This window comes from Colwellia piezophila ATCC BAA-637, assembly GCF_000378625.1.
Classification (GTDB): Bacteria; Pseudomonadota; Gammaproteobacteria; order Enterobacterales; family Alteromonadaceae; genus Colwellia; species Colwellia piezophila.
The window spans coordinates 62,349-84,835 of sequence record NZ_KB905164.1; the positions used below are offsets into that span (position 1 = coordinate 62,349).

Sequence of the window (22,487 nt, forward strand, 5' to 3'; positions counted from 1 at the left end):
ACACCGAGTAAGCCGCTTAGTTGACGCTTATTTAACTAAGCTATTACTACTTTTTAGATTTTAAATGCTCAGCAAGGTATAACCAAGTTGGTAAGACAGTATCAGGGTTGAGTGAAACACTATCAATGCCCTGCTCTACTAACCAAGCAGCAAAGTCTTCATGATCTGAAGGTCCTTGACCACAAATACCGACATATTTACCGCGCTTTTTACAGGCTTTAATTGCCATAGACAATAACATTTTTATTGCTGGATCACGCTCATCAAATAAATGTGCGATTAAACCTGAGTCTCTATCAAGACCAAGAGTTAACTGAGTTAAATCATTTGAACCGATAGAAAATCCATCAAAATAATCAAGGAATTGATCCGCTAACAAAGCATTGGATGGTAATTCACACATCATAATAATACGTAAACCATTTTCGCCACGTTTTAAGCCATGTTCAGCTAAAATATCAATAACGGCTGCCGCTTCTTCTACAGTACGCACAAACGGAATCATTACTTCAACATTGGTTAAATCCATGTCGTTACGCACACGTTTTATTGCTTCACATTCAAGGGCAAAACAATCTCTAAAATCTTTAGAGATATAACGCGCTGCGCCACGATAGCCAATCATAGGATTTTCTTCGTGCGGCTCATACGCTGCACCGCCAACAAGGTTGGCATATTCGTTTGATTTGAAATCAGACATGCGCACAATCACTTTTTCAGGTGAGAATGCCGCCGCTAACGTTGAAATACCTTCAGTGAGTTTTGCAATATAAAACTCTATCGGACTATCGTAACCGGCGATAATGTCATTAATTTCATCTTGTAACTCAGCTGGCTGCTTATCGAAATTAAGTAAGGCTTTAGGATGAATACCAATCATTTTATTGATGATAAATTCTAAACGCGCTAAACCTATACCTGCATGGGGTAAACGAGCAAAAGAAAACGCTCGATCAGGGTTGCCGACATTCATCATTATCTTAAGAGGTAATTCTGGCATATCATTAATTTCAGAAGTCTTCACCTGATAATCTAATTCGCCACGATAAATAAAACCAGTATCACCTTCGGCGCACGATACTGTTAATTTATCACCCGTTTTAATCAACTCAGTGGCATTACCACAACCGACAACAGCAGGGATACCCATTTCACGGGCAATAATAGCGGCATGACATGTTCGGCCGCCGCGATTAGTAACAATCGCTGAGGCGCGTTTCATGATAGGTTCCCAATCAGGGTCGGTCATATCAGTAACTAAGACATCACCTGGTAGGATTTTATCCATTTCAGCCAGTGACGATAATACTTTCGCTTCACCACTACCAATTTTATGACCAATAGAGCGCCCTTCACAAACTACTTCTACGTTATCATCAGTTTGTAAGTGAAATTGTTCCATAATATTGGCGTTTTCACGGCTCTTAACCGTTTCTGGACGCGCTTGAACAATATAAAGCTTACCGTCTAAGCCATCTTTAGCCCATTCAATGTCCATGGCACGGCCATAATGTTTTTCAATAATTACCGCTTGTTTAGCCAGTTCTTCAACTTCGCTATCAGTTAATGAAAAACGGTTAGAATCAGCAGCATCAATATCAACAATTTCAACTTGCTTTGAATGTTCTTGGCTGTCCGCATAGACCATTTTAATCGCTTTGCTACCAATATTACGACGTATTACCGCAGGCTTACCTTTAGCAAGTGTTGGTTTGTGAACATAAAACTCATCCGGGTTTACCGCGCCTTGTACTACCATTTCACCTAAACCGAAGCTTGAGGTGATGAAAACAACTTGGTCAAAACCAGACTCGGTATCAATAGAGAACATAACACCCGAAGATGAAATATCACTACGTACCATTTGCTGAATACCAGCAGATAAGGCAACACCACGATGGTCATAACCTTGGTGAACACGGTAGGAAATAGCTCGGTCATTAAAAAGCGAAGCAAATACATGTTTGATGGCAATCATTACCGCATCAAAACCACGTACATTTAAGAAGGTTTCTTGTTGGCCTGCAAAAGAAGCATCTGGCATATCTTCTGCGGTTGCAGAAGAACGAACAGCAAAAGAAGCATCGTCAGAGAAGTCACCGGAAAGTTTTGCATAAGCAGCTTCAATATCTTGCTGCATTTGCGGAAGAAATGGCGTGTCGATAACCCATTGGCGAATAGTTGCACCACATTTGGCTAACGCATTAACATCGTCAACATCTAAGCCATCAAGTAGTTGATAAATTTTTTCATTAATACCGCTTTGCTCTAAAAATTCATTAAAGGCAAATGACGTTGTAGCAAAACCCGTAGGGACTTGCACACCAACATTAGCCAAGTTAGAAATCATTTCACCAAGTGATGCATTTTTACCGCCGACGCGGTCTACATCATTCATGCCTAAATTTTGATACCAAAGAACATTTTCTTGCACGACACTTCTCCAATTAAAAAATAAATTTATTTATTTGTTTATCTATTTAGTTGTAGCTATATACCAATGCTACTAAGTTCACTCAAGTTTCATCATTCTAAATCAAATTTCGTAAGTGCAGTTACTAGGGCGCTGACAATCCCATAGGCCAATAAAAAAGGCCTCTCTCCTGCGTTACTTTTTGATGAAGACGCTACACGGATGGTGTTATAAAAGAATCAGGAGCATGTTCTCCTGAATAGCCATTATCTACAAACAAAGCTTTACTGCTAAGTCCTTTAATCCTTGCTGAGTGGGAAATAACTTAATAGACTTGATATTTATACATTCTACACTGCCAGTGATATAAAATTAAAGACATAATAAAATATAACTTAAAAGTTTTCATACTAACTTTCATAATAAATTTACTACCAATAACTAACTATTCAATTCACTATTCGACTCACTATTAAAAGAAGAAGATTCAATTATGCGTTCAGCTTTTTATATCTCTGATGGTACCGCTATTACTTCAGAAGTTTTTGGCCATGCACTACTATCACTTTTCCCAACCGAATTTGAACACCATACCATCTCCTTTGTCGAAACTATCGAAAAAGCGCAGGAAGCAAAAGCACGAATTAACAAAGCGACCAGCCGCGCCGGCGAGCCAGCTTTAGTGTTCCATACCTTTGTAAATAATGACGTCCGTGAAGTCATTGATAGTTGCGACGCGGTTATGTATAACTTTTTAGAACCTTTCGTGGCGCCACTTGAAAAAGAGTTAGCCATTAAAGCGAAACCTAAAACCCATAGAACGCATAGTATTCATGAGAAAACTTACGATTACCGCATTGAAGCGGTGAACTATGCTTTAGCGAATGATGATGGTTCGAATATCACTAATTATGAACAAGCTGATGTTATTCTTGTTGGTGTATCGCGTTCAGGTAAAACCCCTAGTGCACTGTATTTAGCACTGCAATATGGTATTAAAGCCGCCAATTACCCGTTTACTGACGATGATATGGAAGAGTTGAATATCCCCAGGTTTTTACAGCCGTTTAAAAAGAAACTGTTTGGTTTAACCATAGATGCCCAACGATTAATTGACATCAGAAATGGCCGCATGGCAAATAGTAAATATTCATCCGCCAGGCAGTGTCGAATGGAAGTAAGAGAGGTAGAAAAGCTTTATAAAAATGAGAAGATCCCATTCATTAATACTACTAAGCTTTCGGTTGAAGAAATTACGGCTAAAATACTCACTGAAACAGGCTTACAACGGTACAAATATTAAAATAAATGACCAATAAGCGCCTAATCTCAATTTATAAGGGATTTATTCAGTTTTATTGATTTATTCCTATTTTATTATAAGTAAACGGTTCACATTAGCGGCTAATTTAGCTATGTTAGCGCGCATAAATTAGTTTATGCGTAGCGAATTCTTCGCTTATAAAGTAAGCAGAGCTAAAAACCAATTAACACAAAACAAGTATTATATTTTCATGACTATTAAAACTGATGAACTACGCACCACACTGATTGAAAACTTAACTTCACCGGCACAGCTGGCTGAACAAATTCCCTTAAGTGCTGCCACAGCCGACTTCATTTTGCAAAGTCGCAAAGAAATTGAAGCGATAATTACCGGTAAAGATAAGCGTTTACTGGTAATAATTGGACCTTGCTCTATTCATGACACCGATGCAGCCATTGATTACGCAAAAAAACTGACGGTATTGCGTGACAAGCATAAAAATGAATTACTCATTGTTATGCGCGTTTACTTTGAAAAACCACGTACTACTGTCGGCTGGAAAGGTTTAATTAGTGACCCTGATTTAGACAAATCATTTCACGTAGCCAAAGGCTTAAAATTAGCTCGCCGGTTATTAGTGGAAATTAATGATTTAGGTTTACCTGCGGGTACTGAGTTTTTAGATATGGTTACCGGTCAGTATATTTCTGACTTGATCAGTTGGGGCGCTATTGGCGCGCGTACCACTGAAAGCCAAGTTCACCGTGAATTGGCCTCTGCGCTATCCTGCCCGGTAGGATTTAAGAATGGTACTGATGGCAACGTTAAAATAGCCTTAGATGCGATTCAAGCATCCAGGGTACCGCATGTATTATATTCGCCGGATAAAAGTGGCCAGATGTGTATTTACCAAACCCATGGTAACCCTTTTGCTCACGTAATCTTACGTGGTGGTAAAGTCCCTAACTATCACTCTGCTGATATTAAAAAAACCTGCTTTGAACTTGAAAAAGCTTCGTTAGCGCAAAGTATTATGATTGATTGTAGCCACGGTAATAGTTATAAAAATCACACGAAACAAATTGATGTTGCCCGCGATGTAGCTGAGCAGATAAACCATGGTGAAGAAAGTATTTTTGGCGTGATGATTGAAAGCTTTTTAGTAGCCGGTAATCAAGCGGTACAAACCGACAGACCACTAACGTATGGCCAAAGTATTACCGATGCCTGTGTTGATTTACCTGCCAGTGAAGATATTTTGACAATACTGGCCAATTCAGTGAAACATCGTTTCGCTTAAACACTCACTTAGAAAATACGTATAATACCAATTTCATTAAGTTTGTGATCTTGTTGTGCGAAGGAAAAATAAGCAAAGGTAAGGCACTCGATTGAGTAATAGCTGGCTATTGGGATTGAGAGTAACGCAACCTTGGAGTATTTTAGCCAGCACAAGTGAGCAATAATTTAATGAAGTTGGTATAACTACGCAAATAAAAAACCTTGGTTAAAAACTAAGGTTTTTTTTTGCTGCGGTGACCCTTGCTGAATAAGGTTGACAATAAATGACTCGGACGAATCAATACCACGGTTAAACGGCGGGTTTATATTTTCGCTAATAAACCATCACTCGCCGCTTCAACCAAATCAAGGACATAATCAAAGCCTTTAGCACCACCATAATAGGGATCTGGCACCTGCTCTTCTTCATGACCGCTAGCAAAATCTAACATTAAATGAATTTTATCTTGGCTAGCAAGCGGTGCGACTTTTTTTAACTCTTCAATATTGTCATGATCCATCGCTAAGATAAGGTCAAAATCAGTAAAATCTTGCAGGGTTACTTTCCGCGATTTAATACCTTCAAACGAATAACCACGGGCAATACCGGCTTTTTGTGAGCGATGATCTGGTTTTTCTTTAGCATGTGCCCCTAGCGTACCAGCCGAGTCGATTTTCAGTGCTAAACCTTTTGCTTGCATCTTATGTCTAAACACCGCCTCAGCACTAGGCGAGCGGCAAATATTGCCCATACAGACGAAGAGTATAGATTTAATTCCTTTTACATCAAAAATATTAGACACTTAACTCACCTTTTTCATAAAAACAGACCAAGACTGTCAAATTTTATTTTCAAGGAGTTAAAGGAACGCCTTGAAATACCTTTGGGGAATTCTTGGGGAATATTACATTATAGACTAGCAACTCTAAGGCTAAAGAAAACATATTATTTACCTATAGAACAACTTTAAGTCAAATTATTTAACCTGAGTTTGAAAGTACTCAGCAATAAGTGAAATACATCAGACGATTAGAGAATCTCTTTCAAAAGTATTATTATGCTAAACGCCACCACCTCAATTACTCCCGCTAGCTTATGGTGCTAAAATAGCATGGTGCGAATATAAATGTGAGATAGCAATGACGCCAGCAATTAATGCAGTTAAACAAAACAAAGTGACTTATCATCTTCATGAGTATAGCCATGATGCAACAAGCGAGTCTTATGGGGAAGAAGCAGCAGAGAAACTCAACGTAACAAGCAATCGAGTTTTTAAAACCCTCGTGGTGAGCATTGATAATAAAGCACTGGTAGTAGCTGTCATTCCTGTATCTGCAATGTTAAGTATGAAGTTAGTCGCTAAAGTTTTCGCGGCTAAAAAAGCCACCATGGCCGACAAAACTGCTGTTGAGCGCTCAACCGGTTATGTGCTTGGCGGGGTGAGTCCTCTCGGTCAAAAGAAACCGTTAAAAACAGTTATTGATTCTTCAGCACAACAATTTACAACGATTTTTGTCAGTGCTGGAAAAAGAGGATTAGAGCTTGAGTTAAGCCCACAAGATTTAACGAAACTCACTCAAGCCAAGCTAGCTGACATTTGTCAGTAGCTCTCGTTTACCCCCTAGCCAAGGCAAACACTAACATTTCACTTATCGTACTGTTAAAGCGCATTTAAATAGGACTTGTATGAATGAAGTCGTACGGTAGCTGCACCAATGATATCAATAAAGCCAAAAAATGCGTGCGGTTTTTTCGCCGAAATCCACGCTGAGCCTGTGGCGCCAATTGGAATAGTTTTTCCTTCTGGCTCGACAATTTCAAGTATTACCGTTCGCCCATGGCTACTGGCATTAGCACCGACATGCTGTCTAACACTTTGCGGCCCTTGCAATGGCGAAATTGACGCTTCCCCTGTACCGGCGGTAAAACTATGTACTTTAGCGCGAAATATCTCCCCTGGATAAGCATCAACATAAAACTCGGCAAATTGACCTGGTTTTACATAACGATATGTTTGATCGGCAATGCGCATCTCTAAAAATTTTCGCGAGGTATCATAAATATGCATGTTTCCTATCCGGCTACCATTTGCAATATTCACTACGGATATTTGGCCATTAAAAGGGGCTCGAATTGTTTTTCTTTCTTGTTCAAACTCCACTCTTTTAAAATCAGCATGTAGCGAAGTTAAGTTAGATTGTGCAATTCGTAGTTGGGAATGATAATTTTCGATATCACGATCGGTAAATATATCAGGAGAGATCTCAGCGCGTTTAATATCGCGTAACATCTGCGAAATAGACTCTTCTTGCGTGACAATTGAGGCACGGATATTTTCTAAATCAGCAATCGAATTGGTATCGACCAAAGTATAGATAACATCACCTTTAGTAACGATTTGATTATGCTCAACGTATATTTGGTCAATTTCTTCACCAAATAAAGGCGATAATACCGAGTGTGGTGCTTTAATAGTTGATGAGTAAGTCAAATCAACCGGAGCCCATAAACGCGATAACACCCCTAAAAAGAGTAAAATAAACAAACCCGTTGAGATCATCCAAAAAGCACTTTTCATCGACCATTTGATTGCTCCCGTTGATACTAAAATCCACATCAACAGAATATAAGGAATCATCACTTCTTTCATGACTTGACCTCCGTGATACTGGCACTATTGCCGTCATTTATTCCAAGGTTTGATTGTGTGTCAGCTGTATCTTTTGGCTTTATATTTGAACGGCTATTACGGAGGATATTACTTAATGAGGCACCGAGTTGTTCCCAATTAGTAAAAGCAATTATTATCGCCAAGACCCACCAGGCTTTGTGTAAAAACAGACCACAAAGTGATAATGCAAAGACTAATTGAATGTGAGAGCTCTTTTTCTCTTGCGCTTTATGCACGGCTACTTCATGTAGGCCCCATAATATATAAGCAATAAAAAGAACCAGTGCGATAGTTACTGAAAATAAATAACCACTAAAATATTCTGAATTTAACAGCAACATCAGAGTGTCATTAGGGGGGCTACTGAAGCCACTTATGTCAATATCTTTAGAGTTAATGACACCCATTGGGGCAAATAAATAGGCACCGCCACACATCACCAACATAAAACTGATAAATTTCAATAATATTTTACATATAATCCAAATTACGCGAAAAAACCCTTTTAAAAAATTCATGTTGTTTTCTCTGCCGATGTAGTGTCCATAGGCGGAGTAATCATCAATATTGATAAAGTTATATTAGATCTTTTTATAATAGCCTCTGCGGGTATATTCAATTTTTAAAAGCGCTATGTTAATTAAAAAATACAGAAGTTAGCTGATATCTGTTATAAGTAATGTTATATCACTAGATACTTAACCCTAAAGTTAGAAGTAATGAAGCATTCAGATTACAGTTTAATTCCCACCTTTGTCGCAGTAGTTGAAGAAAAAAACTACACCAAAGCGGCAAAACGTCTAGGGATCAGTCAGTCAGCAGTGAGCCAAGGGGTTACTAGACTTAGAGAGATCTTTAAAGATGCGTTATTTATTCGTGGTAGTCACGGGGTTGAACCGACGCAATTCGCGCTAGATATTTACCCTACTTTGTCAAATTCGGTGGAAAATATCGCTTATATGCTACCTGAATTTAAAAAATTTGAGCCGTTAAGATGTAAAAAAGAGTTTGTTATTTCTACACTCAGTGTCTTTGGCTACTCAATATTACCCGAGTTGTCGGCCTTTATGAGCCGTGAAGCCCCGTTAGCGAGTGTTAAAGTTGAACCGCTGAATAATGAAGATCAAACAAACATGCTTCGTTCTCAGCATTACGATTTGGTTATAGAGGTGTATTCTGCTCTAACACCACAGTTAAATTGCAAAATCATCATGCAAGATACGTTATGTGTTATGTGCCGAAAAGATCATCCAAGGATCACTGGCGATACACTTTCAACGGAAGAATTTTTACATGAACGCCATGTGACCCTCTCACAACTTGATAACAAAGCAGGTTTCTTACAGGGCCGGGGACTTAAAGAGGAACGTTTACTGACTAAACGGGACGTTGCGTGGAAAGCCAGTAGTATCATGGAGATGTTACCTGTCATTGAACGCAATGATTACCTGGCACTGTTGCCGAAAAAATTAGTTGACCAATATATTAATGAGCACAAACTCAAACAACTTGAGGTGAACTTCTTGCAAGAGCCAATAAAGGTCGCCATCTACTGGCATTCATCACGCACCAATGACCCAAGCCATAAATGGTTTAGAGAAATGATATGCAGAGCTGCACAAAAGTACATAGCGAATTAATCAGTCGATAGTGGGTGGAACTTTCAAGGCGATTATTTTAATGTTTTTCAGGTCTAAACGGGACAGGGTTTTCTTATCTTCATTAAATTAAATTTATGAGTCAAAAAAATAGAAAAAAGCCTTTGATCAACAAAGGCTTTTTAGAGTGATTTAAAACCAGTTGCTGTTTAACCCCAAACTCAATTATTGAAGGGAATTTAGGGTTAAAAAAAGCCCTGTATTCAGGGCTTTCAACTATTTTTCAACTCGTTTTATAGCTATTTCTAACTGTATTTTATTAAGACTGTTATCTTTTAAACTCAGACGTTTTACTCCATTGTGGCCACACGTCTGCAGCAGATAATTCAAAGCCAATTTCAAAGAACAACTGCATGTCTTCAACCGCGCCAGTTAAGTCCCATTCTTCGCTGTATTCATCACAAAGACCGTGATAACACTTGGCCAAGATTGGATCTAGTTTAGCTCTTAAATCAGCCGTTGCTTGGTCAGCCGGTACAGCGCCACCTTTTGCGTATAACGCAGGAATACCAACGTTAGCAAAAGCAAAGTGATCAGAGCGGTAATAAATACCTGCAGCAGGTCTAGGGTCACCTGAGATCACACGATTTTGTTTTTTTGCTGCTGTGGTTAAAAAGTTATCAAGCTCTGATTGACCTAAACCATAAACGGCAACATCAGCACTTTTACCATTGACGTTAAGTGCATCCATATTAATGTTGGCAACAGTTTTTGCCGCAGGAATTATAGGGTTAGCCGCATAGAACTTAGAGCCAAGTAAGCCCTGCTCTTCTGCCGTTACCGCTAAGAAAGTAACAGAGCGGTCAAGTCGTTGGGGTAATTTAGCAAAGGCTTCAGCTACTTCAATTAAGGCTGCAGTACCGGTAGCGTTATCACGAGCACCGTTATAAATTTGGTCGCCTTTTTTAGTTAAATCTGTACCTAAGTGATCCCAATGAGCAGAATACAAGATATGCTCATCGGCATTTTTCTGACCCGGTAAAGTCGCGATAAAGTTATATGAGATTGAGTTTTTGATGGTATTTTTAACCGTGATAGAAGCATCTAAGTCACCCATATCAATGTTGAAGCTACCTTGCGCTGCACGCGCTTTCATTTCGGTAAAATCAAGACCCGCTTTAGCAAAAATTTCCGTAGCAACATCACTGTTAATCCAACCTTCAACTGCAACACGGTCTTTGTTCATATCTTCGCGTTGGAAGCTAAACTGTGGACCTGTCCAAGAGTTTTTCACCACCGACCAACCGTAAGATGCTGGCGCTGTTTCATGAATGATAATTGCACCTTCAGCGCCTTGACGACTCGCTTCTTCGTACTTATAAGTCCAACGACCGTAATAAGTCATAGCATTACCGGTAAATAATTCCGGATCTTGCGTGGCAAAACCTGGGTCATTTACTAAAATAACAACCGTTTTACCCTTAACATCAAGGTCTTTATAATCATTCCAATTATATTCTGGGGCATTAACACCGTAACCAACAAAAACAAGCTCAGAATTTTTAAGTTGCTCTAATTCGCTAATTCGACCGCTGCCCATCACCATGTCAGTACCATGTTGGTAATCTTTACCACCAATAGACAACGTCATGTCAGAAGATGCTTCAATAGACACTAACGGCACTTCTTGTAAGAAGCTATCGCCATTGCCCGGTTTAAAACCTATGGCTTTAAACTGCTCAGTTAAGTAGGCAAGCGTAAGCTCTTCACCCTTACTTGAAGGAGCACGACCACCAAATTCATCCGAAGATAGCACTTTTACATGTTCTATTAATTGCGCGGTATTGATGCTGTCATAACTGGCGCTAAACTCTTTAGCGCTATTTCCTTGAGAAGAATAGGCTTGTGAAAGGTCATCTGACGTTGTTGCCATACAACCTACCAATACGGCGGTGGAAAGTAGTGATAATGCTATTTTTTTTATCATAATAATTATACTTAGACTGTGAAAAAGATGCCGGCAGTATAAATGTTCTTATCATAACTAACCAGCGCCGCACTGTTAAACAAGGTTACTGCAAGTAAGCCTAGTGTCAGGCTCACTTGCCACTCGCTTAAAAATGATTGATGAACTTGCAGATAGATTTTATCTGCCTGCTAGTTTACAGTAGCCAAATTACTGCCAGCCTCAGCTAGCACCCACATTATTTACCATAAAAAACAATAAACATAAAATGAAAGAATCCTTAAGTAACCTCTCTGAAATAGTCGCCAAAGCCAATGATTTATTTTTTGAGCGCAATAAAAACGTCGATACCCTAATGGGCATTATGGATAAAACATTACGTAAGCAAGGTATGAGTGCTGATGCGATAACCATTGACTGTATTTCCATGAATAAGAAAATAGTGTTGGTACTGCATGACAGTAAACCTGAGCTGGTCGACATTGCCTTCGGTGATAAAGCTGGCGTCATTCATTCTTCAACTGAGCTGGTATTAAAAGAACTTAGCATTAATCAAATAGTTGAGATGATGGAAGAAAATTTCATTGGTTAATTTATTTTAATTTTTTTTTAATTGATTTGTTGCAACTAGACACTTTAAGCCACTATTTTAGTAAACTAGTTCATATAACTTACCTGCCCGTTAAACACGTAAGTCGTCTGTCATTTTTGGCCCTCTGACAAGGGCGTATTAGGAATAATCGTTATGGAACCCATTCTCGGCTTTTTAGTGTTATTTTACTTAGTTGCTTTTGCCTATGACAAAACCATTGATAGTGAGATTAAAGCCAATCAAACATTGGCCTCTACCCTAACCGAATGTAAATTCTTTCATTCTTTTCAATCACGACCTAAAGCACTTTCTTATGTACTTAGTTTTAAGTTTTTAGGACTTTCAACACGGTTAAACATTGTCGGTTCGGTGTTTTCATTGATGATGTATTTCGGTTTAGCCGCTGGCATATATCTTTTGGCTAGATAGCCGTTTTAATTCATTGAACAGGCATAGCTCAGTTAGATGAGAGCTTAGTAATATTTAGCCCGAAACGCAAATATAAGGGGGACACAAGGTAGTGTGCCTCTTTACTATGCACAACTCTGCACAATTCTGCACATTTTTCGCTAGGGCGTACCCGGCCTTAGTTCATACCTTAGTTCATACCTTAGTTCACGCCGTAGTTATTACCTTCATTTAAAAGCTCTTGGGGTAATTAAGTTATCAATAATCCGCTATTTTTGTTTGCTGTCTTCGGGTAGAATCCACACTATAAAATTATTTATTAGGCTTTACAGAACTGGCAAAACTCAAATAAGTAATGCCAAAGCAGTAACGTTTAATTAACAACACCTTCTTATTTCTTTTCAAACATGACACAAATATAATGACTGATAAAACGATAGTAACGCACAACGGTAATTTTCATGCAGATGATGTTTTCAGTATCGCTGCACTTAAAAGCATCTTTCCTACTTTTAACCTCATACGCACCCGTGATTTAGATATTATCGCTAAAGCCGATATTGTGCTTGATGTTGGTGGTGTATACGATGCCGATACCGGTCGTTTTGATCATCATCAACGCGGTGGTGCGGGTAAACGTGACAATGGTATTCCCTTCTCCTCTTTTGGTTTAATTTGGCAAAAATATGGTGTAGAAATATGCCAAGGTAACCAGGAACTAGCTAACTCGATTGATGCAGACTTGGTATCAACCATTGATGCCATCGATTGTGGTCATGTTGAAGGTGTTGTTCAAGGTATTAGCCTTAGCCAAACCATTTCTATGTTTAACCCAACATGGCAAGAAGATAGTCACTTTGATACCTGCTTTGATGAAGCGGTTGAATTCGCCTCGCGGTTATTAACACGTTTCATTGCCTCTGCTAACGGTGGCATTAGTGCAAAAGCTATTGTCGCCAAAGCGATTGAAAATGCTGCAGATCCCCGAGTGATTGTCTTAGAAAAATATACTCCGTGGAAAAGAACAGTTCATGCCTTATCGACCGAAGCTTTATATATGGTGTACCCCTCTGGATCTGGCCCATGGCGCATTCAAACAGTACCCGTTGAACCAGGCTCATTTGAAGACAGAAAGCCCCTGCCAGCGCCTTGGGCTGGCTTATCCGATAAAGCACTTAAAGAAGTGACTGGCATTGATGATGCAATGTTTTGTCATAATGGTTTATTTATTGCTGGTGCAGAATCATTTGAAAGCACGATGAAAATGGCAGCCATGGCATTAAAAGCTTAATAAAAGGCGCTAAAATTACTATGCAAACTAACCTAGGTTTTTTGTTAGGCTAGACTCGACAAAATCCCAGTTATTTGGTTGGTTAAGTTTCAGCTTGCCTCACAAGTAGTGGAGATCTTCTATAGTTAGCTTTTACAAAATAATACCCGTTTCATTAAGTTTGTGATCTTGTTGTGCATAGGAAAAATAATTCAGGGCAAGACGCTCGATTAAGCAATACTCCCTATTGGGATTGAGAGCAACGCTGACATGGCTTATTTTAACCAGCACAAGTGAGCAATGATTTAATGAAATTGGTATAATATAGGAGGAAAAACAATGAGCTTAGCAGATATAGTACAGCGTGGTTGGGATGCCGTTGGCGCTCAAGATTTCGATGCCTTAGTGACTGACTACAAAGAAGAGATGACCTTCATCATGCCCGGACAAAGTGACATTTTAGTCGGGCGGCAGGAGTTTCGTTCCGCCTTAAATGGTCTTGGGACAATTCTTCCTCCAGGTTTCGAAATTACAGAACTTCGGCAGCTTGAAGGAAAAAATGAAGTCGTCTCTATTATTGAATGGAAATCAGACAAGATTGTAGCTTCACAGTTATCAGTTTTGTTTAAGTTCGAAGACAGTAAAATCTATGAAGAACGTTGGTTCATAGACACTGAACAATGGAAAACTGCCTTCTAATTTGGTTGATGTTGCCGATAAAAAGTAGACACTATTTATCGGCAACATCCGTATCAGCAAGCAAACTTGCACTTGCTGCAATAGCTAACTCATCAGATTAATCACTTTATTTTTCTTATTTACTGGTAGCTATATAGGCTTACAAGCTAAACAATACATCACTGCGAATAATATATTTAACGCCTTGAGTAATTGGCACTGAGCTATGTATACAGTGCAATGGATGCATACCATGAGGAAAACATAATACGCTACCCGCTGGCGTTCGAACATCGACGTTTACCACAGCATCACCCGCTTTTGCTGGCTTAGTTGGTTCGTTAGCGTTAACTAAGAAGCGCGTAGCTCCGCCTTGAAAGTCTTCACTGAGAAAGATTAACAAGGTCATTTGACTATATCGGTCAGGAAAAGCATTTGCAATAAGCTCATTATCTATGATGCGGCTACCCGGCCAAGCCCCATCAGAATGCGGTTTAAAAAAATCATCTTGGCCATAACGATAAAATCGAAAACGGGCGTTAATGCCGACCGCTTTGTCGCCACCAAAAATTCCCTGTCTATCATCCATTAAGTGCGCAATACGCTGCCAAATAGTGCCATCAGTTTCTTCATCGACGATCCACGTTAAACTGTCGTTATGACGGACACTTCGCGGTAAAGAGACGGGCGCATCGGGCAAGAAGCCAAGTTGCTCACTGATACCTATAAGACTGTCACATTCGGCTTTAGACAAGACGTTAAACAGTTGAAATGCTCCCGGAACGTCCGCTAATTCATGACGCTCAACTTGACCACTATGGTGATTATTACTCAATTTTGCCGGGTTATTCTCGGTGTTACCCCAGGCTGGTAATGATGGGTTTTCAGCGCCCTGTTCTAACGCTACCACAAAAAAATTCGCCTTGGTGTCTTTATCTAGCTTCATACTTATCTCTTTTAGTTATCTCTTTTAGTTATCTCTTTTAGTTATCTCTTTTAATAATCTCTTATCATTATTTCTTTTGCTCAACAGACTTCATCTAGACAGTCCATTTACATTGTTTATCAGCCTTATTTGCTGATAATACGTACCTGAGTAAATTGTCGATGACCAGCCGCAGTGCCGTGATAGCCAAAGCCACTTTGCTTAGCTCCTACCCATGGCCCTGCCCCACCTGCACCTTGGTTAACGCCCACCATGCCGGCTTCCATTTGTTCGGCAACGGCTGCAGCACCTGCACCACCAAATACCGAGGCACCTAAGCCATAAGGGCTAGCATTGGCCCGCTCAACCGCTTCACTAATATGATTAAAACGGCTAATAGCAACGATAGGACCAAAGGTTTCATCATGCTCTAAGCGCATATCACCCGTGATATCGGCAACGACTGTAGGTTGAATAAAAGGCGGCTCATAGTGTGCTTTACCTAGCAGAAATCTAGCACCCTTTTCCTGGGCATCTTTAAGCTGTTCAACAACACTTTGATGCTGTTTGTGATTAACAATGGGGCCAATATTGACATTTTTTTGATCCCAGGGGCCTACTTGGTAACGACTAGCAAGTGCGACTACCTTTTGTTCAAATTCATCGGCAATACGTTCATCAACATAGACTCGCTCCGTGGAAGTGCACATTTGCCCAGCATTTTCAAAGGAGCTTGCTACGGCAAACTGCACCGCTTTATCAATATCAGCACTGGCCATCACAATCATAGGATCATTGCCACCTAGCTCCATAACCAAACGTTTAAGCGATGATGCGGCGCTGGCCATTATGTGTTTTCCCGCCGCTAACGAGCCGGTAAATGCCACCATATTGATATCGGCTTTGACCAGTGACTTTCCCGTTTCGGCGTCGCCATGAGCAATTTGTAAGACCCCTGCAGGCAATATTTCATTAAGAGTATTGACAAAAAGTTCCGCCACTAAGGGTGTTTCTTCAGACGGTTTTAATACCACGCTATTACCTGCCATTAATGCCGGCAGCAACAAATTATTTGCCATGGCCAGAGGATAATTCCAAGGAGAAATAACGGCTACTACGCCTAAGGGACGATATTGCAGTTCAATGCCATGGCCCAGAGACTCGGGGGTAAAAGCCTGGACAATTTCTTGGCAAAAATAATCAGTATTTTGTATGGTACCAGCCACTTCATAACCGGCTCTGCGATAGTCCTTACCCATTTCTTTACTAATCAACAGTGTCAGTGGCTCTTGTACTTTCACAAGCTGTTGATATGCCAATATCACTTTCTGGTGACGCTCGTTAAGGGACAACGCAGCCCAAGACTTTTGTGCGTTCTTCGCTCGTTGAACAACGGCGGGCATTTTTTCAGCGGTTGTTATTGGCACTTCACCCAGTGCTTCTTGATTAATTGGATCGTAAGAGACGAGCATGGACATCGATTTTTTCCTTAAAGCTGCATTAGCTTTCGTTAATGCATAACAAGTTATCATTGGTTCTTGTGCTACATTATGATAGCGTGGAGAATTAAAGCAACCAGTATACTTTTAGTAACCACGTTAACTTGATTGAAATAAACATGAAGAACACTTTAAAAACAAAGAGTAAAGATAAAAAAATAAATATAAATAGCTGCGAAGAGCCTTGTTTAATTGAGCGGGGAATGCGAATTTTAGGAGGCAAGTGGAAGGCTTCAATTCTATGGCACGTGAAAGATGGGCCGGTGCGTTTTAATGAGCTGTCGCGCATGCTTGGTGGTGCCAGTAAAAAAATGGTCGACCAACGCCTTAAAGAATTAGAGAGCCAAGGACTGGTTAACAGAGAAGTGATTTGTACTCGACCCATTGCGGTCACTTATGAAATCACCGCTTTTGGACGAACTGCACTCGATATATTAGAGAAACTTAAAGATTGGACCGAAGAGAATAATATCTAAAACCAGGCGAATTAAATAATGCGGGTTTTCGTGAGCCTTTAAATAGCGATAAAAATCAACTGGATTTTTGTTTATTCTTCGCTATTATAGCCAGATAAATTCAGCCTATATGCAGGCATTCCCTGTTGTGGAGTATTCCTAAATGAAAAGTATTGATCTCTTTGTAAATAACTGGGGCAGTAAACATACTATGAGCCCAATAGATAACCAAGATATTGTCGAACTTGAAACAAAACTAAATACCGATTTACCTGAATCCTATAAATATTTAATTACTACCTATGGTCTGGTGCATACCCCTAACGTATTAACTCGAATCTGCGATCTGGGTGTCGATATCTCTGAAGTTCAAGACTTTTTAAGTCTCGAAGATGTTTTTTCATTGTCAAAACTCTATGAAATGGGTGGTATGCCCAAGGGCCATATTTTATTTGCCTCTGATTGTAAGGGCAATATGTTTTGTTTCAAGCTTAGCGATTGTGAAAATAAACAAAAAGATGTTCCCGTATGGTTTTATAATCATGGCTTATGCACCATTGAAAAAGCCGCCGATTCTTTTAGCGAATGGCTCGAGCAATTCAATGCCCTAGAAAACAACTAACCACTGCATATTTAAGGAAAGATTGTGCAAAAATTTATCCTATTATTTAGAGGGGTTAATGTTGGTGGTAAAAACTTATTACCGATGAAAGCGTTTGTGTCTCTGCTTGAAGATAATGCCTACCAAGCTGTATCTTCATATATTCAAACTGGCAATATCATGTTAACAAGTGAAAGTAACCCTAGTGAGCATGTTAATGCCCTTGTTGCTGAGAATTATGGTTTCTCTGCTGAAATATTTACTTTAAACGAAACTGAATTTAGCTTTGCTAAAGCGAATAACCCCTACTCTGAATTTGAAGGCAAGTTTGTCCATTTTTATTTTTGCCAGAATGCCATCAGCTTAAATCAAGAAAAATTAATTAAATTTATTGCTGACTCTGAAGAATTCCATGTAGAAGGTAATGTTTTTTATTTACATGCACCTAATGGTATTGGTCGTTCTAAGCTAGTAGCCAATATCGAAACTTGTTTAGGTCAAGCGGCAACAGGTCGAAATCTCAATACCATCAATAAAGTTAGTACCCTAATCAGCCCTAATCAGCCCTAATAAGTAACAAAGACTAGGCGCTAGATCCATAAAATGGGCTACTGTCGTATAACTGTCGTAAGATAGCCGTATTAGCACCGTAATACATTCGTAAACTATTCCAATTAAATGATGGAGAATCTAGTTGTCTCCACACAAACCCAAATATGGGTAAACAAAGGTTACTATGAAAGTTAATGCAGAATTAATTCTCGAATTAAGAAAGAAAAAGTCATGGTCTCAAGACGAGTTAGCAATAGCCGCCGGTCTTAACCTCAGGACTATACAACGAATAGAGAAAGAGGCCTCTGCTTCGTTGCAGTCTAAAAAGGCTTTAGCTTCAGCATTAGACATAGATACCTTAGATCTGGAATTTAAGGAATTAATAATCATGAAACAATACGAATATAAAACAGTTGAAATTGAAAACAAAGAAGGCTTTTTAACGGGTATTAAGAAACAAAAACTACCTGACTTAGCCGGTATTTTTAATGAGCAAGGAAAAGAAGGTTGGCTTGTTGTACAAATTCTTACCCCTGATTTAGGCCAAGGTGTTTGGTCCGCCAAAACAGGAAAAATGGTCGCTTTACTGCAAAGAGAAATTTTGCCATAAGCCTTTGTTAATACTAACCTGATCTGAACAAAGGCAAGCCATAGAAGTATAAGGGGGAGGCTTTGTTCAGCGGATTAACTTAATTTTCTACCTTAACCCTTGCCCCTTAATTATTAACGCACGAGACAAAGCTATGAAGTGTTCTGTATATATCGCAACAAGCGCTGATGGTTATATAGCGACGCCTACAGGCGGTGTTGATTGGTTACATACGGCCGGTAAATCTGATGCCGACATGAGTAAAAATCCTGATATGGGCTTTGCGAAGTTCATTAACTCAGTGGATTGCATGATTATGGGCCGTAAGTGTATGGAAGTCATTTCGAGTTTTGATATCCCGACTGAGGAATGGCCCTATGGTGATATTAAGATTTATGCCTTGAGCAATTCACTGACCGAGCCACCGGCTAATTTAGCGGGTAAAGTTGAAATGTACGCCGGTGATATTCAAACCTTAGTAAAGCGACTGTCTGAGCAAGGGTTAAAGCATGCCTATATTGATGGCGGCGCAACTATCACCTCTTTTATTAATTTAAAACTTATTACTGAAATGACCATTACCCGAGCGCCAGTACTGCTTGGCGCCGGCATTGCTTTGTTTGGAAATCTTGACCATAACATTAAACTAGAAAATGCTGAGTCTGTTACCTTCCCTAATGATTTTATTCAAATTAAATACCGTGTGAATTACGCTTAAAGCTAGCGTAATTGGCTGCATCTTTAACTAGGAAACAAGTTATATGAACCAGGCTTTAAAAACACTTATCCCCGTTGGCGCAGTTGCTTTCTTCTGCTTTATTCTTTGGGTTATTTACTTAGCAAATACCGGACAAAACAGTGTCTTTTTTCAATTCGTCGCCAGTATTCCCTACGGCGATAAGTTGGGACACTTTTGTTTATTTGGTCTCTTAACGCTGGCAACAAACCTGGCCTTTAAGTTTAAATCATTGACGATCTTTTCAATTAAACTATATTCAATGAAACTATTTTTAGGCACGATATTGGTGTCTATTTTTGTCATCATTGAAGAGTTCAGTCAGTACTTCATTGCCAATAGAAGCTTTGATTTAATGGATTTATCAGCGGACTTTGTTGGTATTGTATTTTTTACTTTTGTGACCAGTTATTTAAATAAAATCACCTTAAGATCGAAAAGCTCACTACACGACAATATTAAGTAACGACCTTAATTCACAACATAAGCTAACGGAGAAAAACATGCCTCATTGTATAATTGAGCATTCTATAAACATTGATAGTAATACCTTAATCCCTTTAGTTTTTAACGCTAGCCTTGAATCTTCACTATTTGAGCAAGATGGCAGTGACATTAAAGTACGCGTATTGCCTTTCGTACATTATCAAACGGGTATGTTGTCAAGCGCTGCCACGCAAGTAGATTTTATCCACGTCACCTTAAAAATACTTTCAGGGCGTAGTACTGAACAAAAACTTATGCTGTCAAAATTAGTACTGAAAAGTCTAGCAACACTTGCTTTAAAAAGCTGTTCAACCTCGGTTGAAGTGGTTGATATAGATAGGGCGAGTTACTCGAAGATTGTCTCATAAATAAAAGATCTTAAGTTATACCTTAAATAGAAACGGTTAAGTTAAGCAGATTAAATTTAATATAAAAAAACCTCTTAGCTACTGTATCTAAATAAAGTAACTAAGAGGTTTTATGGTTTGACGCTGAAGCAGTAATTTTCACCAATATTATTGGTTAGCTATAACCCCAACAAAGTGGCCGTAATAGAGTTTCCTACCCACTAAACGCTCTATTTCTGCTGAACTTGGGTAGCTTGACCACCTACTCTTACTTGCCTGTACCGCTTCTGCATTTGCCCAAGTGAGGTGCCAACAAACTTCTTGTAGACCCTCTGCTGAACTATCTGCTGAGCTATCTTTTAAGTTATCTTTTGCAAGTGCTGTTTTCACTAATATCTCATGAGCAATAATATTTTTATTCTCTGCATTTATCTCAGAAAATAAGACTTCACTTACCGCGAGCACACGCTTAAGGTTAGATTTTTCAACTTCAAAGACGGCAATTTCAATACAGGTTGGCATATTAATCATCCGTACGATAACTGGCCAAGTCAGTCGTTAAGGTCACGCCTTGTAACTTTAACTGGTTTACCCGTTGTAAGTAGGCTGCACCTTTTAACATATGTAGAGCGACATCAACTGCACCACGACGAGTATAATCTTCTAAATAAGTGCCTTTTACCCAGCTATTAAAAGCACCTAAACTTGGACCGGCCCAAATTTGATAATCCATTTCACGGCCTTTTTCGCCGGTATTAGACCAACGAGAGCTTAAACCTAAATACCAACGAAAAATAAGCGCCATTTTACGTTTAGGACTAGATTGTGCACGCGCTAACATATCTGGATCACGCTCTTGAAAAAATGATTCCGTGCCAGCCCAAACTTCATCAAGGTTAGAACGGAAGATTTGTTTCTCAATTTTTAAGCGCTCTGTTGCCGGGATCGCTTCAATCGAATCATAAGTTACATATAACTCGTATAACTTTTTCGCACGCATGGCAAACATTGAACCACGTTTAACCACTTGTAATTTAACGCCCATTTCAAACATATCAGCCGCAGGTGCCATAGTAACGTCGGCCATTTCTACTTTTGATAATAATTCACGGGTATATTCTGACGCGCCAGCTTCAACACAGGCTTGGTTTACTGAGCCAAGCACTATGTAAGCTGCGCCCATGTTAAAGGCCGCCAATGCGGCTTCAGGCGTTCCGATACCACCACCTGCACCAATGCGTAATGCTGGTGAGAAGTTGTATTGCGCTTGCACTTCATCACGCAAGGCAATAATGGTTGGTAATAAGGTTAAGAATGGACGGTTATCAGTATGACCGCCAGAGTCTGCCTCGGCAGTAATATCATCAGCCATAGGCACAAGTTTTGAAAGCTCGGCTTGCTCTGGAGTCACTTTGCCTTGAGCCAATAATTTATCAATTAGCTTTTGTGGTGCCGGCTCCATAAAGCGGCGCCCTACTTCGGTACGTGATACTTTAGCAATGACCTTGTTACCAATATGAACACTGCCATCAGCATTTTTACTTAAACCCGCAAGGCGATACCAAACAATATGCTCGGTCAAACCCAAATATGCTGAGGCTTCAACGGTTGTAACACCAAGCTTTAAAAAACGCTCAACCGCGCCACGCTCTAATGCTTCTTCCGCTGGTGCATGGATAAGGTTGACTGCGTAAGGACCGTTAGGCAGTTCAGCTTGAATACGTCTAATCGCATCTTCAACGGCATCAGGTACTAGACCAGCAGCGCCAAATGAACATAAAAATCCGGCTTTACCTAAGGCTACCACTAACTCAACCGAGGCAATACCGTTGGCCATAGCGCCGCCATGGTAGGCGTATTTAACACCATGTTGTTTTTTATAAGCATTATCACCTAAATCTTCAGGGTTTAGCTTTTGCGCAAAGGCTAAAACATCACTAACGCCTGATGTTGAAGTTACATTAGCGACACCAAAATCATTACCGGTACCAGTGCTTGATTTTGCTACATATACTGGTTTTGATAAATCCATTAACGCTGACTTAATCTGCGTATTGTTACTGCTAACGTCATTCGCGTTAACTTTCCATGCCCAATCGATGGCATTAGCATTGGTAAAACTTAAGTTCGACATGTTCTTTCCTGTGTGTTC

General features: G+C 39.7%; 24 protein-coding genes. 15 read left to right on the top strand and 9 right to left on the bottom strand.

The features are described 5' to 3' along the window. Nucleotides 1-46: 46 nt before the first annotated feature. Nucleotides 47-2,434, bottom strand: coding sequence for a phosphoenolpyruvate synthase (ppsA, locus tag F580_RS0109150; RefSeq protein WP_019027419.1), 2,388 nt, complete (start codon nucleotides 2,432-2,434; stop codon nucleotides 47-49). A 472-nt stretch (nucleotides 2,435-2,906) separates the two neighbouring features. Here ppsA and ppsR point away from each other — a divergent pair, with 472 nt between their 5' ends. Continuing rightward, entirely contained in the window at nucleotides 2,907-3,716 is an 810-nt protein-coding gene (gene ppsR / locus F580_RS0109155) for a posphoenolpyruvate synthetase regulatory kinase/phosphorylase PpsR (protein WP_019027420.1), read from the top strand. A 211-nt stretch (nucleotides 3,717-3,927) separates the two neighbouring features. Then, on the top strand, nucleotides 3,928-4,980 hold the full coding sequence (locus tag F580_RS0109160; RefSeq protein ID WP_026301359.1) for a 3-deoxy-7-phosphoheptulonate synthase: 1,053 nt from the start codon (nucleotides 3,928-3,930) through the stop codon (nucleotides 4,978-4,980). Between the two features lie 304 nt (nucleotides 4,981-5,284). On the opposite strand, the gene F580_RS0109165 is transcribed toward F580_RS0109160, so the two are convergent. Further along, a complete protein-coding gene (locus F580_RS0109165) occupies nucleotides 5,285-5,755 on the bottom strand; it encodes a low molecular weight protein-tyrosine-phosphatase (RefSeq protein WP_026301360.1) in 471 nt (156 codons plus the stop codon). Nucleotides 5,756-6,101: 346 nt separating this feature from the next. Here F580_RS0109165 and ybaK point away from each other — a divergent pair, with 346 nt between their 5' ends. Continuing rightward, nucleotides 6,102-6,569 (top strand): Cys-tRNA(Pro) deacylase, encoded by a 468-nt coding sequence (gene ybaK, locus F580_RS0109170; protein WP_019027423.1) that lies wholly within the window; start codon nucleotides 6,102-6,104, stop codon nucleotides 6,567-6,569. A 53-nt stretch (nucleotides 6,570-6,622) separates the two neighbouring features. Here the strand turns inward: ybaK and F580_RS0109175 are convergent, their stop codons facing one another. Together F580_RS0109175 and F580_RS24250 are read right to left on the bottom strand one after the other, a co-directional pair. Beyond that, nucleotides 6,623-7,612: an efflux RND transporter periplasmic adaptor subunit gene (locus tag F580_RS0109175; protein WP_019027424.1), complete on the bottom strand. Its 990-nt coding sequence runs from the start codon at nucleotides 7,610-7,612 to the stop codon at nucleotides 6,623-6,625. Then, a complete protein-coding gene (locus F580_RS24250) occupies nucleotides 7,609-8,151 on the bottom strand; it encodes a hypothetical protein (RefSeq protein ID WP_019027425.1) in 543 nt (180 codons plus the stop codon). Before F580_RS24250 ends, F580_RS0109175 begins: the two co-directional genes overlap by 4 nt. Before the next feature lie 201 nt (nucleotides 8,152-8,352). Between F580_RS24250 and F580_RS0109185 the strand changes: the two genes are divergently transcribed. After that, nucleotides 8,353-9,273 carry a LysR family transcriptional regulator gene (locus F580_RS0109185; RefSeq protein ID WP_019027426.1) on the top strand — a complete coding sequence of 307 codons (921 nt, stop codon included), beginning with the start codon at nucleotides 8,353-8,355 and terminating at the stop codon, nucleotides 9,271-9,273. Nucleotides 9,274-9,559: 286 nt separating this feature from the next. Here the strand turns inward: F580_RS0109185 and F580_RS0109190 are convergent, their stop codons facing one another. Next, entirely contained in the window at nucleotides 9,560-11,218 is a 1,659-nt protein-coding gene (locus tag F580_RS0109190) for a M28 family metallopeptidase (protein ID WP_019027427.1), read from the bottom strand. Between the two features lie 247 nt (nucleotides 11,219-11,465). Here F580_RS0109190 and F580_RS0109195 point away from each other — a divergent pair, with 247 nt between their 5' ends. The 4 genes from F580_RS0109195 (at nucleotide 11,466) to F580_RS0109210 (ending at nucleotide 14,166) form a co-directional block, all read left to right on the top strand. Beyond that, nucleotides 11,466-11,789 (top strand): hypothetical protein, encoded by a 324-nt coding sequence (locus F580_RS0109195; protein ID WP_019027428.1) that lies wholly within the window; start codon nucleotides 11,466-11,468, stop codon nucleotides 11,787-11,789. A gap of 153 nt (nucleotides 11,790-11,942) precedes the next feature. Further along, nucleotides 11,943-12,218 (top strand): hypothetical protein, encoded by a 276-nt coding sequence (locus tag F580_RS0109200; protein ID WP_019027429.1) that lies wholly within the window; start codon nucleotides 11,943-11,945, stop codon nucleotides 12,216-12,218. A gap of 400 nt (nucleotides 12,219-12,618) precedes the next feature. Beyond that, a complete protein-coding gene (locus F580_RS0109205) occupies nucleotides 12,619-13,488 on the top strand; it encodes an MYG1 family protein (RefSeq protein WP_019027430.1) in 870 nt (289 codons plus the stop codon). A 318-nt stretch (nucleotides 13,489-13,806) separates the two neighbouring features. After that, nucleotides 13,807-14,166, top strand: a complete 360-nt coding sequence (locus F580_RS0109210; RefSeq protein WP_019027431.1) for a nuclear transport factor 2 family protein — start codon at nucleotides 13,807-13,809, stop codon at nucleotides 14,164-14,166. 139 nt (nucleotides 14,167-14,305) lie between these two features. Here F580_RS0109210 and F580_RS0109215 read toward each other — a convergent pair whose 3' ends face one another. Together F580_RS0109215 and F580_RS0109220 are read right to left on the bottom strand one after the other, a co-directional pair. After that, nucleotides 14,306-15,091 carry a prolyl hydroxylase family protein gene (locus F580_RS0109215; RefSeq protein ID WP_019027432.1) on the bottom strand — a complete coding sequence of 262 codons (786 nt, stop codon included), beginning with the start codon at nucleotides 15,089-15,091 and terminating at the stop codon, nucleotides 14,306-14,308. Nucleotides 15,092-15,216: 125 nt separating this feature from the next. Next, a complete protein-coding gene (locus F580_RS0109220) occupies nucleotides 15,217-16,548 on the bottom strand; it encodes an aldehyde dehydrogenase family protein (protein ID WP_019027433.1) in 1,332 nt (443 codons plus the stop codon). A gap of 140 nt (nucleotides 16,549-16,688) precedes the next feature. Between F580_RS0109220 and F580_RS0109225 the strand changes: the two genes are divergently transcribed. The 7 genes from F580_RS0109225 (at nucleotide 16,689) to F580_RS0109255 (ending at nucleotide 20,356) form a co-directional block, all read left to right on the top strand. Then, the gene (locus F580_RS0109225; protein ID WP_019027434.1) at nucleotides 16,689-17,045 is read left to right on the top strand and encodes a winged helix-turn-helix transcriptional regulator; all 357 of its coding nucleotides are present in this window, start codon (nucleotides 16,689-16,691) and stop codon (nucleotides 17,043-17,045) included. 142 nt (nucleotides 17,046-17,187) lie between these two features. After that, nucleotides 17,188-17,646, top strand: a complete 459-nt coding sequence (locus F580_RS0109230) for an SMI1/KNR4 family protein (protein WP_019027435.1) — start codon at nucleotides 17,188-17,190, stop codon at nucleotides 17,644-17,646. 24 nt (nucleotides 17,647-17,670) lie between these two features. Continuing rightward, on the top strand, nucleotides 17,671-18,195 hold the full coding sequence (locus F580_RS0109235; protein WP_019027436.1) for a DUF1697 domain-containing protein: 525 nt from the start codon (nucleotides 17,671-17,673) through the stop codon (nucleotides 18,193-18,195). 166 nt (nucleotides 18,196-18,361) lie between these two features. After that, nucleotides 18,362-18,787 (top strand): DUF4177 domain-containing protein, encoded by a 426-nt coding sequence (locus tag F580_RS24255; RefSeq protein ID WP_019027437.1) that lies wholly within the window; start codon nucleotides 18,362-18,364, stop codon nucleotides 18,785-18,787. A gap of 133 nt (nucleotides 18,788-18,920) precedes the next feature. Further along, nucleotides 18,921-19,484 (top strand): dihydrofolate reductase family protein, encoded by a 564-nt coding sequence (locus tag F580_RS0109245; protein WP_019027438.1) that lies wholly within the window; start codon nucleotides 18,921-18,923, stop codon nucleotides 19,482-19,484. A gap of 43 nt (nucleotides 19,485-19,527) precedes the next feature. Beyond that, on the top strand, nucleotides 19,528-19,968 hold the full coding sequence (locus tag F580_RS0109250) for a VanZ family protein (RefSeq protein ID WP_019027439.1): 441 nt from the start codon (nucleotides 19,528-19,530) through the stop codon (nucleotides 19,966-19,968). 37 nt (nucleotides 19,969-20,005) lie between these two features. Beyond that, on the top strand, nucleotides 20,006-20,356 hold the full coding sequence (locus F580_RS0109255) for a 5-carboxymethyl-2-hydroxymuconate Delta-isomerase (protein ID WP_019027440.1): 351 nt from the start codon (nucleotides 20,006-20,008) through the stop codon (nucleotides 20,354-20,356). 147 nt (nucleotides 20,357-20,503) lie between these two features. Here F580_RS0109255 and F580_RS0109260 read toward each other — a convergent pair whose 3' ends face one another. Continuing rightward, nucleotides 20,504-20,857 carry a hypothetical protein gene (locus F580_RS0109260; RefSeq protein WP_040357117.1) on the bottom strand — a complete coding sequence of 118 codons (354 nt, stop codon included), beginning with the start codon at nucleotides 20,855-20,857 and terminating at the stop codon, nucleotides 20,504-20,506. A gap of 1 nt (nucleotide 20,858) precedes the next feature. Beyond that, nucleotides 20,859-22,469 carry a PfaD family polyunsaturated fatty acid/polyketide biosynthesis protein gene (locus F580_RS0109265; protein ID WP_019027442.1) on the bottom strand — a complete coding sequence of 537 codons (1,611 nt, stop codon included), beginning with the start codon at nucleotides 22,467-22,469 and terminating at the stop codon, nucleotides 20,859-20,861. Between the last annotated feature and the right edge of the window lie 18 nt (nucleotides 22,470-22,487).

What these genes read in the sequence shown, in the direction of transcription:
- F580_RS0109160 (WP_026301359.1), top strand. Translation starts at nt 3,928, where the DNA reads ATGACTATTAAAACTGATGAACTACGCACCACACTGATTGAAAACTTA.
- F580_RS0109255 (WP_019027440.1), top strand. Translation starts at nt 20,006, where the DNA reads ATGCCTCATTGTATAATTGAGCATTCTATAAACATTGATAGTAATACC.
- F580_RS0109250 (WP_019027439.1), top strand. Translation starts at nt 19,528, where the DNA reads ATGAACCAGGCTTTAAAAACACTTATCCCCGTTGGCGCAGTTGCTTTC.
- F580_RS0109225 (WP_019027434.1), top strand. Translation starts at nt 16,689, where the DNA reads ATGAAGAACACTTTAAAAACAAAGAGTAAAGATAAAAAAATAAATATA.
- F580_RS0109230 (WP_019027435.1), top strand. Translation starts at nt 17,188, where the DNA reads ATGAAAAGTATTGATCTCTTTGTAAATAACTGGGGCAGTAAACATACT.
- F580_RS0109200 (WP_019027429.1), top strand. Translation starts at nt 11,943, where the DNA reads ATGGAACCCATTCTCGGCTTTTTAGTGTTATTTTACTTAGTTGCTTTT.
- F580_RS0109220 (WP_019027433.1), bottom strand. Translation starts at nt 16,548, where the DNA reads ATGTCCATGCTCGTCTCTTACGATCCAATTAATCAAGAAGCACTGGGT.
- ybaK (WP_019027423.1), top strand. Translation starts at nt 6,102, where the DNA reads ATGACGCCAGCAATTAATGCAGTTAAACAAAACAAAGTGACTTATCAT.
- ppsR (WP_019027420.1), top strand. Translation starts at nt 2,907, where the DNA reads ATGCGTTCAGCTTTTTATATCTCTGATGGTACCGCTATTACTTCAGAA.
- F580_RS24250 (WP_019027425.1), bottom strand. Translation starts at nt 8,151, where the DNA reads ATGAATTTTTTAAAAGGGTTTTTTCGCGTAATTTGGATTATATGTAAA.
- F580_RS0109195 (WP_019027428.1), top strand. Translation starts at nt 11,466, where the DNA reads ATGAAAGAATCCTTAAGTAACCTCTCTGAAATAGTCGCCAAAGCCAAT.
- F580_RS24255 (WP_019027437.1), top strand. Translation starts at nt 18,362, where the DNA reads ATGAAAGTTAATGCAGAATTAATTCTCGAATTAAGAAAGAAAAAGTCA.
- F580_RS0109210 (WP_019027431.1), top strand. Translation starts at nt 13,807, where the DNA reads ATGAGCTTAGCAGATATAGTACAGCGTGGTTGGGATGCCGTTGGCGCT.
- F580_RS0109260 (WP_040357117.1), bottom strand. Translation starts at nt 20,857, where the DNA reads ATGCCAACCTGTATTGAAATTGCCGTCTTTGAAGTTGAAAAATCTAAC.
- F580_RS0109190 (WP_019027427.1), bottom strand. Translation starts at nt 11,218, where the DNA reads ATGATAAAAAAAATAGCATTATCACTACTTTCCACCGCCGTATTGGTA.
- F580_RS0109215 (WP_019027432.1), bottom strand. Translation starts at nt 15,091, where the DNA reads ATGAAGCTAGATAAAGACACCAAGGCGAATTTTTTTGTGGTAGCGTTA.
- F580_RS0109265 (WP_019027442.1), bottom strand. Translation starts at nt 22,469, where the DNA reads ATGTCGAACTTAAGTTTTACCAATGCTAATGCCATCGATTGGGCATGG.
- F580_RS0109245 (WP_019027438.1), top strand. Translation starts at nt 18,921, where the DNA reads ATGAAGTGTTCTGTATATATCGCAACAAGCGCTGATGGTTATATAGCG.
- F580_RS0109205 (WP_019027430.1), top strand. Translation starts at nt 12,619, where the DNA reads ATGACTGATAAAACGATAGTAACGCACAACGGTAATTTTCATGCAGAT.
- F580_RS0109185 (WP_019027426.1), top strand. Translation starts at nt 8,353, where the DNA reads ATGAAGCATTCAGATTACAGTTTAATTCCCACCTTTGTCGCAGTAGTT.
- F580_RS0109175 (WP_019027424.1), bottom strand. Translation starts at nt 7,612, where the DNA reads ATGAAAGAAGTGATGATTCCTTATATTCTGTTGATGTGGATTTTAGTA.